1 protein-coding gene is annotated in these 268 nt (G+C 31.0%); it reads right to left on the bottom strand.

Going from position 1 to position 268, the window contains the following annotated elements; all coding sequences use genetic code 11:
* Nucleotides 1-84 precede the first annotated feature (84 nt).
* Nucleotides 85-268 (bottom strand): hypothetical protein (locus tag HX793_RS32245; protein WP_218646220.1); only part of this gene is annotated, 184 nt, incomplete at its 5' end.

Here is a 268-nt window from a genome sequence, read left to right as displayed (position 1 = left end):
GTAAGCCTAAGCGGGATAATTCTGTTTCTAGGACTGTTTTCTCAATTCCGTTCCATTTGCATCTCTTAAAAATGACAATTTAAGTTAAGTATAAATTTTTATTCCACCTATCTCATAGATTCCAGTCAAAGATTCATGGAATCGAAATTCCATCATTGCTATAGGATTTGATGGATAATGAGCCAGCCAAAATGGTATTTCTTTTTTTTTTGTTTTTGGAGAATTCGATATGGATGAATATAAATAACTGACAATTTCAAAATAATCC

This window comes from Pseudomonas reactans (assembly GCF_013387025.1).
GTDB classification, from domain to species: domain Bacteria; phylum Pseudomonadota; class Gammaproteobacteria; order Pseudomonadales; family Pseudomonadaceae; genus Aquipseudomonas; species Aquipseudomonas reactans.
Note: the sequence above shows the minus strand (reverse complement) of the source record. Positions and strands in the feature narration are given on the sequence as shown.